Genomic DNA, 9,788 nt, shown 5'->3' with positions numbered 1-9,788 from the left:
GGGGGGGGGGGGGGGGGGCGGTGTTTTTTGTCGGGGGGGGGCGCGTTGGGCGGGCCGCCACGCCCCTTTGTAGCGTCGAGCATGGCTCGACGCTACACACAGCGCCGCTACACGGCGCTGTGCAGTCCGCGATCAGCTGCATGGCGCTCCAGCGCCAGTTCGATCAGGCGCGTGATCAGCGTGGTGTAGTCCACACCACTGGCGCCCCACAGCTTCGGATACATGCTGATGCGGGTGAAACCCGGCAGGGTGTTGACCTCGTTGATGACGATCTCAACGTCTGCGGTGAGGAACACGTCCACGCGCGCCATGCCCGCACACTCCAGCACCTGGTAGGCCTGCAGCGCGATCTGCTGGATGCGTGCCTGGGTTGCGGCATCGATATCCGCCGGTACCACCACTTCGGCGCCATCTTCGTTGATGTACTTGGTGTCGTAGGCGTAGAACTCGTCGTGCACCACCACCTCGCCGCACAGGCTGGCCTGCGGTTGTTCGTTGCCCAGCACCGCGCACTCGATCTCGCGGCCGACCACCGCCGATTCCACCAGTACCTTGTGGTCGTAGCGCAGCGCCAACGCCAGTGCCCCGGCGAAGCCCGCCGCATCCTTGACCTTGCTCACACCCACCGACGAACCCTGGTTGGCCGGCTTCACGAACAGCGGCAGGCCGAGCTGCGCGATCACCGCATCTACATCGACGTCAGCGGCCTGGTGGCGACGGATGCACAGCCACGGCGCCACCTGCAGGCCAGCGTCGCGTAACAGACGCTTGGTCACGTCCTTGTCCATCGCCACCGCCGAGCCCAGCACCGGGGAACCGACGAAGGGCAGGTTGGCCATGCGCAGCAGCCCCTGCAGCGCACCGTCCTCGCCCAGCGGCCCGTGCACGATCGGCAGCACCACATCGATCTGACCCAGCGCACTGGCCGCATCAGACGGCTGCAGCTGTGCCTGTTCCACACCCGGGCGCACCGCCAGCGACGTGCCGGACCGATGCAGCGCGATGCGCGACGGATCATCGGCGTTGATCAGGAAGGTATCCGGCTGGCTCAGATGCCACTGGCCCTGCTTGTCGATACCGACCAGCACTGGCTCGAAGCGCTCTCGATCAAGCGCATCGAGGATGTTCTTTGCCGACTGCAGCGAAACTTCGTGCTCGGAAGACTTGCCACCGAAGATGATGCCGACCCGGGTCCGTGCCATGGGAAATGCGATGTCCTGTGCGTTGCGTGGCCTCATAGCATGAACCTTCACCGGCCCCCCGCGTGAGGCACAGATGAACCAGAAATCCATCCACGCATGGCGTGGATCTACCGTGTCGACCAAGGTCGACACCTACCAACAGCCGAGGAAATCTGTCGAAGGCGGGGTGGGTCCGGTTGCGGGGGCGTGAGCCGCATGCGCCCGAGGCATGCCTCGGGCGGGTTGGGCAGGACGCCCAACCCCGGTCTTGCCGTGTGCGCAGGACAGCGCACACGAGCATGCGGCGACCGAGCTTACAGGGACGTACTTGCAGCGTCCCCCGCAACCGGACCCACCCCGCCATCCCACGGAATGCACGCTGTTGCTTCGGCTGTTGCCGTTGCCGTTGCCTCTGCGGGTGCCGGGCGGCAGCCCGGCCCAAGCCCCCCACCCACGCAGGTAGAATGCGCACATGGCTCTCTCCCTGCTCAAGTCCCTCAAACCGGTCGCTGGCCGCGCCCTGCAGATCGCCCTGAACCGCGCGCTGGCGCTGGATCCGGATACCCGCCATGCACTGGCCAGCCTCGACGGCCGGCACATCGATCTGACCCTGGAAGCGCCGTCGCTGGCGATGCGCATCAGCGTCGATGGCGACCAGCTGCGGGTCGGCCCGGTGGACGCGCAGGAAGCCGACCTGGCCGTGCGCAGCAGCCTGGCCGGCGTGCTGGCGCAGCTGCCGCTGCTGGCCAATGCACGGCGTGCCGACAACAGCGGCAAGGGTCGCGTGCGCGTGGCCGGCGATGCCGAACTGGCGCGCCGCCTGCAGCAGCTGGCCAAGGGCTTCGACCCGGACTGGCAGCAGCCGTTCGTCAGCGTGTTCGGCGACGTGCTGGGCGTGCAGGTGGCCAACACCCTGCGCAGCGCCCTGCAGCATGCGCGCCAGGGCGCGATCGACCTGGCCCACAGCGCCGCCGAGTTCATCACCGAGGAATCGCGCGACGTGGTGCCTCGCGCCGAGCTGGATGCCTTCCACGATGACGTGGACGTGCTGCGCGACGACGTCGAGCGTCTGGGTGCACGCGTGCAGCGCCTGCGGGGTGCCGCATGAAGGCCGTGCTGCGGGCAAGCCGCATCGGCCGGGTGATCCTGCGTTACCGCCTCGACGACCTGCTGCAGGGCACCCCGGCCGAGCGCTGGCTGCGCCTGGCCAAGCCGTTCGTGCCGCGCGCCTCGGCCGACATCGCCGCACAGTCGCGCGGTGCCCGCCTGCGCCTGGCGCTGCAGGATCTCGGCCCGATCTTCGTCAAGTTCGGCCAGATCCTGTCCACCCGCCGCGACCTGGTGCCGCCGGATGTGGCCAACGAACTGACCCTGCTGCAGGACCGGGTCAAGCCGTTCGATGGCGAGACCGCACGCCGTATCGTCGAGGAAGCGCTCGGCCTGCCGGTCAGCGAGGCCTTCGCCAGCTTCGATACCGAACCGCTGGCCTCGGCCTCGATCGCGCAGGTGCACGCAGCGACGCTGGCCGATGGCCGCCAGGTGGTGGTCAAGGTGCTGCGCCCGGGCATCGAGAAGCAGATCGACGCCGATATCGCGTTGCTCAACTCGCTGGCCGCCCTGGTCGAGCGCACCCATCCGCGCGCTGACAAGATCCGCCCGCGCGAAGTGGTGGCCGAAGTCGAGAACACCCTGGCCGCCGAGCTGGACCTGCAGCGCGAAGGCGCCAATGCCAGCGTGCTGCGCCGCTTCTGGGAAAACAGCGACGATCTGTACGTGCCGGAAGTAATCTGGAGTCACACCGCAGAGCGCGCGCTGACCCTGGAGCGCGTGTGGGGCATCCCGTCCGATGACATCGCCGCACTGGACAAGGCCGGCATCGACCGCAAGGCGCTGGCCGCCAAGGGCGTGCGGGTGTTCTACACCCAGGTGTTCCGCGACAACTTCTTCCACGCCGATGCGCACGCCGGCAACATCTGGGTCGACACCGATCCGGCGCGCCGGGCCAACCCGCGTTTCATCGCGCTGGACTTCGGCATCATGGGCCAGCTCTCGCAGGAAGATCAGTACTACCTGGCCGAGAACTTCATGGCCATCTTCAACCGCGATTACCGCCGCATCGCCGAACTGCACGTGCAGGCGCGCTGGATGCCCGACAACGTGCGCATCGATGACCTCGAGGCCGCCGTGCGCTCGGTGTGCGAACCGTACTTCACCCGTCCGTTGTCGCAGATCTCGCTGGCCGAAGTGCTGATGAAGCTGTTCCGCGTGGCCCAGCGTTACCAGCTGACCCTGCAGCCGCAGCTGATCCTGCTGCAGAAGACCCTGCTGAACATCGAAGGCGTGGGCCGCCAGCTCGACCCGCAGATCGACATCTGGGCGGTGGCCAAGCCGGTGCTGGCAAAGATCCTGCGCGAGCGTTACAGCCCGCGCCGGGTCGTGCGCGAGATCGGCAAGCGCCTGCCGGAAATCATGACCCATGCACCGGACATGCCGCGCCTGGTGCACGCCTGGCTGACCCAGCAGGTGGAAGGCCGGCATGAACTTGCAATGCGCTCGCGCGACCTGGCCGCACTGGATGCCAGCGTGCAGCGCCTGCAGACGCGCGCGGTGGGTGCGATCACCGGTGTCGGCCTGCTGGCCATCGCCGCACTGATGTATGTGCTGCAGCCGCCGGGCTGGTACTGGGGCGACGTGCCGGCGTGGAGCTGGCTGTCCGGTGCGGTCGGCGCTGTGGCGCTGCTGCGCGCGTGGTGGAAGTAGGCCCCATGCTGCAGGCACTCAAGGACGAACTGGCCCGCTTCGGCGCCGACAACGACGCACGCGAAAGCGAGCGTGCCCGCCGCATGCTCAACATCACGCCCGACACCGGTGAATTCCTGTCGGTGCTGGTGCGCTTCGGCAACACTCGCCGGGTGCTGGAAATCGGTACGTCCAATGGCTATTCGACGCTGTGGCTGGCCGAGGCTGCCGCCGCCATCGACGGCCACGTGACCACGCTGGAATACGCCGAGGACAAGGTAGCGATGGCGCGTGACATTTTCGCGCGCAGTGGCCTGGCCGATCGCATCACGCTGGTCCACGACGATGCCGGGCTCTGGCTGGCACAGGCCGCCGATGCCAGCATTGACCTGCTGTTCCTTGATTCGGACCGCGGGCAGTACGTCGGCTGGTGGCCGCAGCTTCGTCGCGTGCTGCGCCCGGGTGGCCTGCTGGTGGTGGACAACGCCACCTCGCATGCGGAAGAGATGGAACCGCTGCGGGTGCTGCTGGAGGCTGACCCGGACTTCAGAACCAGCTTGGTGCCGGTTGGCAACGGCGAGTTGCTGGCCGTGCGCAACGCCTGACTGCGCTACAGGTAGGTGCCAACCTTGGTTGGCACGCTGTTGCCGGTCGCACAGCGCAGCCGAGCATGGGCTCGGCTCTACAGAAGGCAGGCCCTTATAATCCCGCGGTGAGCACCGAACCCGATACCCTCGACGCGGTCGAGACCGACACCGCGCCCCTGCAGCTGCTGCACCTGGATGAGCGCCTGGCCGTGGTCAACAAGCCTGCCGGGCTGATGGTCCACGACAGCAAGCTGGCCCGTGGCGAAGACGACTTCCTGGCCGACCGCCTGCGCGAGCAGCTGGGCCGCCCGATCTTCCTCGTGCATCGCCTGGACCGGGCAACCAGTGGCTGCCTGCTGCTGGCCTTTGACCGCGATACCGCCAGCGCGCTGGGCAAGGCGCTGATGGGCGGCGAAGTGCTGAAGGACTACCTGACCGTCTGTCGGGGCTGGCCGGCCGAACTCGCCTGGCGGGTCGACCACGATCTGGACGGTGGCCCGGGCAAGCCGGTGAAGAAACCGGCGGTCACCGACTTCCAGCGCCTGGCCACCGGCGAGCTGTCGGTGCCGGTCGGTGAGTTCACCAGCTCGCGCTACGCACTGCTGCGCTGCCAGCCGCAGACCGGGCGCTTCCGGCAGATCCGCCGGCACCTGAAGCATCTCTCGCATCACATGATCGGCGACACCAGCCACGGCGATGGTCGGCACAACCGCATCTTCCGCATGCAGGGCGTGCACCGCATGCTGCTGCACGCCGAGCGCCTGCGCTTCCCGCATCCGGACGGTGGCACGGTGGACGTGCGTGCGCCGTTGGACCGCGAGTTCCAGAAGGCGCTGGACCTGTTTGGCTGGCAGGTGGACCTATAGACGGTAGTGCCGGCCGTTGGCCGGCACCTGCCTGATCCCAACCGTACGAGGTTGCCGGCCAGCGGCCGGCACTACCTCACTTCTTTTCCGGCTCGTTGACGATCGCTTCCAGATCCTTCTGCAGGTCCGCGAACAGCGGCTGCATGCGGGCCTGGATCGCCACCATCACGTTCTGCATCAGCGCCGGAGTCTTGTCCAGCAGGCTCTGGCCGGCCGCGCTCTCGTAGAACTCGGCCATCGCCAGCACGTCTTCCTTGCTGAAGGTCTTCTTGTACAGGTCCACGTACATCGGCCGCAGCTGCTGCCATGACAGGGCCTGGCGCAGGGTCTGGCTGGTCCGCGCCTGGATCCGCTTCAGCTGTTCCTGCTGCTGGGCATTGAGCTGGCGCTGTGCGGCCACCTGCTGGAACTGCTGCTGCTGCATCGCCTCGATCTGCGGCAGCATGGTGTCGATCATGCTCTGCGCACGTGACGCGGACAGCAGGCGGTTGATGTCGCCATCGGTCGGCGGCGCGGCCAGGGCCGGAACGCTCGCCACGGCCAGCGCCAGCAGCAGGGCGGCGCGGCGCAGCAGGGACGGCAGGGCGGGTGCGGTGCGGGTCATGCGGGCTTCCTGCGGTACATGGGACGGCCAGCATACCCGCAGCCAAGGCGAAGGCGGCGTGTTCGGTACCTGATCGGCGGCATACGGGGCGCGATGCCGCACTCCGGCACGTGGCTGCCGCTACAATGCGCGGATGGGCAGTGGACCGGTCACCATCAGCGCGCAGCTTGAAATCCCCGACGGCGAGATCGTCGAGCGGTTCGTGCGTGCCAGTGGCGCCGGTGGCCAGAACGTCAACAAGGTCTCCACCGCGGTGGAACTGCGTTTCGACGTGGCCAACTCGCCCTCGTTGCCCGAACCGTTGCGCACGCGCCTGCTGGCGCGGCGTGACCGGCGCATGACCGGCGAAGGCGTGCTGGTCATCGACGCGCAACGTTTCCGGACCCAGGATCGCAATCGCGAGGATGCGCGCGATCGGCTGGCGGCCTTCATCCAGGCCGGGCTGAGCGTGCCCAAACCGCGCAAGGCCACCAAGCCGACCCTCGGGTCGAAACTGCGTCGTCTGGACGCCAAACGCGGGCGCGCGCAGATCAAGCGCGGGCGCTCATCACGTGACTGGGAGTGATTGCTTGAACAACCCGACTTCGTTGCTGCCGGCCGTGCCGCCGCAGATGCCGCAGGTCAAACCCAACGCCTTCCTGCGCTGGCTGGCGCGCTGCACCCTGCGCATGGGAGGCTGGAAGGTGACCGGTACCCTGCCTGACATCCCCCGGCTGGTCTTCATCATCGCCCCGCATTCGTCCAACTGGGATGGCCTCTGGGGCATGGCGGCCAAGATCGCACTGGGCATGAAGGTCAAGGTGCTGGGCAAGGCATCGCTGTTCTGGTGGCCGCTGGGCCCGCTGCTGCACAAGCTGGGCGTGATCCCGCTCGATCGCAGCTCGCCGCAGGGCACGGTGGGGCAGGCCGTGGACCTGCTGCGCAACAACGAGAAGATGTGGTTCGCCATCACGCCCGAGGGCACCCGCAAGGCGGTGAAGGACTGGAAGGCCGGCTTCCTGAAGATCGCGCGGATGGCCGACGTGCCGATCCTGGCCGCGTATTTCCACTACCCGGAAAAGACCATCGGCATCGGTCCGCTGTTCACGCCGACCGGCGATGATGCCGCCGACATGGCCGCCATCCGCGAGTTCTACCGGCCCTGGATCGGTAAGACCCGCGGCACGGTCTGAGCCTGCCGCAGGCCGCCGCATAGACGCCACGTCCGGCACATGCCGGGCGAGCGCGACAGGAGTAGGGTGGAGGGCTGGTATCCCGTACCGTCTGCCCAAGGAGTGTTTTACATGTCGCGTACCGTAGTCCTGGCCGCCGCCATCAGCCTGGCGCTGGCGGCCTGTTCCGGCAAGGAGTCCACCCCCGTGTCCGATGCCCAGAAAGCCCCGGCCCAGCAGCCGGCCGAAGCCTCCACCAATCCGCTGCTGAGCGCGAGCACGCTGCCGTTCCAGGCGCCGCAGTTCGACAAGATCAAGGACAGCGACTACCTGCCGGCGTTCGAAGAAGGCATGCGCCAGCACCTGGCCGACGTGCGCAAGATCGCTGACAGCAGCGAACCGGCCACCTTCGACAACACCATCGTGGCGATGGAGCGCAGCGGCGAGACCCTGAACCGCGTGTCGCGCATCTTCTTCGGCCTGGTCCAGGCCGATACCAACGATGCACGTCAGAAGATCCAGGAAGAAGTGGCACCGAAGCTGGCCGCGCACCAGGACGAGATCAATCTCGATCCGAAGCTGTTCGCGCGCGTGAAGTCGCTGTACGACCAGCGTGACACGCTGGAACTGGACCCGGTGCAGAAGCGCCTGGTCGAGCATTACTACGACGGCCTGGTGCGCGCCGGCGCGCAGCTGTCCGACGCTGACAAGGCGAGCCTGCGCAAGCTCAACGTGGAAGAGACCACCCTTTCCACCCAGTTCCACACCCGCCTGGTGGCCGCCACCGCCGCTGCGGCCGTCGTTGTCGACGACAAGGCCAAGCTGGCCGGCCTGGACGAGAATGCGATCAACAACGCTGCCAACGCCGCCAAGGATCGCAAGCTGGATGGCAAGTTCCTGCTGCCGTTGCAGAACACCACCCAGCAGCCGGTGCTCGGTTCGCTGAGCGACCGCGACCAGCGCGTCGCCGTGCTGAAGGCCTCGGAAACCCGCGCCGAGCGCGGCGATGCCAACGACACCCGGCAGACCGTGCAGCGCCTGGCCCAGCTGCGTGCGCAGAAGGCCAAGCTGCTCGGCTTCGATACTTTCGCCGACTACCAGCTGGGCGACCAGATGGCCAAGACCCCGGCTGCCGCGCTCAAGCTGCTGACCGACACCGTGCCGGCCGCCACCGCCAAGGCGCGCGCCGAGGCCGGCGAGATCCAGAAGGTGATCGACGCGCAGAAGGGTGGTTTCCAGGTCGCCGCTTCGGACTGGGACTTCTACGCCGAGCAGGTGCGCAAGGCCAAGTACGATCTGGACGAGTCGCAGATCAAGCCGTACTTCGAACTGGACAACGTGCTGCAGAACGGCGTCTTCTACGCCGCCACCCAGCTGTACGGCATCACCTTCAAGCCGCGCACCGACATTCCGACCTACAACCCGGACATGAAGGTGTACGAAGTGTTCGACAAGGACGGCACCTCGCTGGCCCTGTTCTACACCGACTACTTCAAGCGTGACAGCAAGTCCGGCGGCGCCTGGATGGACGTGTTCGTCGAGCAGGACGGTCTGACCGGTGCCAAGCCGGTGGTCTACAACGTCTGCAACTTCACCAAGCCGGCCGCTGGCCAGCCTGCGCTGATCAGCTTCGACGACGTCACCACCATGTTCCATGAGTTCGGCCATGCGCTGCACGGCATGTTCTCGAACGTGAAGTACCCGTCGATTGCCGGCACCGCCACCTCGCGCGACTTCGTCGAGTTCCCCTCGCAGTTCAACGAGCACTGGGCGCTGGATCCGAAGGTGTTCGCCAACTACGCCAAGCACTACAAGACCGGCGAGGCGATGCCGCAGGAGCTGGTCGACAAGATCCTGAAGGCACGCAGCTTCAACCAGGGTTATGCGACCACCGAGTACCTGTCGGCCGCACTGCTGGACCTGGCCTGGCACACGCAGAAGGCCGATGCACCGCTGCAGGATGTCGGCGCCTTTGAAGCGAGCGCGCTGAAGAAGTTCAAGGTCGACCTGCCGCAGGTGCCGCCGCGTTACCGCACCACCTACTTCGACCACATCTGGGGTGGTGGTTACTCGGCCGGTTACTACGCTTACTTCTGGGCCGAAGTGCTGGACCATGACGCCTACCAGTGGTTCACCGAGCACGGTGGCCTGACCGCAGCCAATGGCCAGGAGTTCCGCGACAAGATCCTCTCGCGCGGCAACAGCGTGGAGTTGTCGACCCTGTACCGCGATTTCCGCGGCAAGGACCCGTCGGTGGAACCGCTGCTGAAGTTCCGCGGGCTGAAATAAGCGCGACCTGAAGTACGAAAGAAATAACGGCGGGGGAAACCCCGCCGTTTTTCGTTGAATCGATGCCATCGACAGATTCCGCAGTTTGCCGCTCATCCACGCATGGCGTGGATCCATGTATCGACCAAGGTCGACACCCACCAAAAGCAGGCCATGCCATTCCGACAGTTCGCGGAGATCTGTCGAAGGCGGGGTGGGTCCGGTTGCGGGGGTGTCCGCGGCATGGATGCCGCGGCCAAGCTTACAGGGACGTACTTGCAGCGTCCCCCGCAACCGGACCCACCCCGCCATCCCCCAGGAAACCGGCTTTGGCTGTTGCTGTTGCTGTTGAGGTTGAGGTTGAGGTTGCCGGCCAGCGGCCGGCACTACCG

At 66.8% G+C, this 9,788-nt stretch carries 9 protein-coding genes; 7 read left to right on the top strand and 2 right to left on the bottom strand.

Annotated elements, in window-relative coordinates:
- Nucleotides 1–107: 107 nt before the first annotated feature.
- Nucleotides 108–1,202 (bottom strand): D-alanine--D-alanine ligase, encoded by a 1,095-nt coding sequence (ddlA, locus tag ACJ7C5_RS15410; protein WP_412704379.1) that lies wholly within the window; start codon nt 1,200–1,202, stop codon nt 108–110.
- Between the two features lie 451 nt (nt 1,203–1,653).
- Here ddlA and ACJ7C5_RS15405 point away from each other — a divergent pair, with 451 nt between their 5' ends.
- The 4 genes from ACJ7C5_RS15405 (at nt 1,654) to ACJ7C5_RS15390 (ending at nt 5,373) form a co-directional block, all read left to right on the top strand.
- Nucleotides 1,654–2,289: a ubiquinone biosynthesis accessory factor UbiJ gene (locus tag ACJ7C5_RS15405; RefSeq protein WP_412704378.1), complete on the top strand. Its 636-nt coding sequence runs from the start codon at nt 1,654–1,656 to the stop codon at nt 2,287–2,289.
- Complete coding sequence (gene ubiB / locus ACJ7C5_RS15400; RefSeq protein WP_412704377.1) at nt 2,286–3,941, top strand: ubiquinone biosynthesis regulatory protein kinase UbiB; 1,656 nt, start codon at nt 2,286–2,288, stop codon at nt 3,939–3,941. The genes ACJ7C5_RS15405 and ubiB overlap by 4 nt, the downstream gene beginning before the upstream one ends.
- A gap of 5 nt (nt 3,942–3,946) precedes the next feature.
- Entirely contained in the window at nt 3,947–4,525 is a 579-nt protein-coding gene (locus tag ACJ7C5_RS15395) for an O-methyltransferase (protein ID WP_412704376.1), read from the top strand.
- Between the two features lie 107 nt (nt 4,526–4,632).
- A complete protein-coding gene (locus tag ACJ7C5_RS15390; RefSeq protein WP_412704375.1) occupies nt 4,633–5,373 on the top strand; it encodes a pseudouridine synthase in 741 nt (246 codons plus the stop codon).
- 76 nt (nt 5,374–5,449) lie between these two features.
- Here ACJ7C5_RS15390 and ACJ7C5_RS15385 read toward each other — a convergent pair whose 3' ends face one another.
- Nucleotides 5,450–5,977: a DUF2059 domain-containing protein gene (locus ACJ7C5_RS15385; protein ID WP_010487093.1), complete on the bottom strand. Its 528-nt coding sequence runs from the start codon at nt 5,975–5,977 to the stop codon at nt 5,450–5,452.
- A 133-nt stretch (nt 5,978–6,110) separates the two neighbouring features.
- Here ACJ7C5_RS15385 and arfB point away from each other — a divergent pair, with 133 nt between their 5' ends.
- From arfB to dcp, 3 genes are all read left to right on the top strand, one after another.
- The gene (gene arfB, locus ACJ7C5_RS15380; protein ID WP_004153612.1) at nt 6,111–6,542 is read left to right on the top strand and encodes an alternative ribosome rescue aminoacyl-tRNA hydrolase ArfB; all 432 of its coding nucleotides are present in this window, start codon (nt 6,111–6,113) and stop codon (nt 6,540–6,542) included.
- Between the two features lie 4 nt (nt 6,543–6,546).
- Nucleotides 6,547–7,149 carry a lysophospholipid acyltransferase family protein gene (locus ACJ7C5_RS15375; protein ID WP_032130468.1) on the top strand — a complete coding sequence of 201 codons (603 nt, stop codon included), beginning with the start codon at nt 6,547–6,549 and terminating at the stop codon, nt 7,147–7,149.
- Between the two features lie 111 nt (nt 7,150–7,260).
- Nucleotides 7,261–9,417, top strand: a complete 2,157-nt coding sequence (gene dcp / locus ACJ7C5_RS15370) for a peptidyl-dipeptidase Dcp (protein WP_412704374.1) — start codon at nt 7,261–7,263, stop codon at nt 9,415–9,417.
- Nucleotides 9,418–9,788 lie beyond the last annotated feature (371 nt).

Source organism: Nocardiopsis yanglingensis (genome assembly GCF_045809185.1).
In the GTDB taxonomy this organism is placed as follows: Bacteria; Pseudomonadota; Gammaproteobacteria; order Xanthomonadales; family Xanthomonadaceae; genus Stenotrophomonas; species Stenotrophomonas yanglingensis.
The sequence above is the reverse complement of the archived record's forward strand: the minus strand, read 5'-3'. Positions and strand labels throughout refer to the sequence as shown.

Bases quoted from the DNA above. Each gene is read 5' to 3' on its own strand.
- ubiB (WP_412704377.1), top strand. From the start codon at position 2,286: ATGAAGGCCGTGCTGCGGGCAAGCCGCATCGGCCGGGTGATCCTGCGT.
- ddlA (WP_412704379.1), bottom strand. From the start codon at position 1,202: ATGGCACGGACCCGGGTCGGCATCATCTTCGGTGGCAAGTCTTCCGAG.
- dcp (WP_412704374.1), top strand. From the start codon at position 7,261: ATGTCGCGTACCGTAGTCCTGGCCGCCGCCATCAGCCTGGCGCTGGCG.
- ACJ7C5_RS15405 (WP_412704378.1), top strand. From the start codon at position 1,654: ATGGCTCTCTCCCTGCTCAAGTCCCTCAAACCGGTCGCTGGCCGCGCC.
- ACJ7C5_RS15385 (WP_010487093.1), bottom strand. From the start codon at position 5,977: ATGACCCGCACCGCACCCGCCCTGCCGTCCCTGCTGCGCCGCGCCGCC.
- arfB (WP_004153612.1), top strand. From the start codon at position 6,111: ATGGGCAGTGGACCGGTCACCATCAGCGCGCAGCTTGAAATCCCCGAC.
- ACJ7C5_RS15395 (WP_412704376.1), top strand. From the start codon at position 3,947: ATGCTGCAGGCACTCAAGGACGAACTGGCCCGCTTCGGCGCCGACAAC.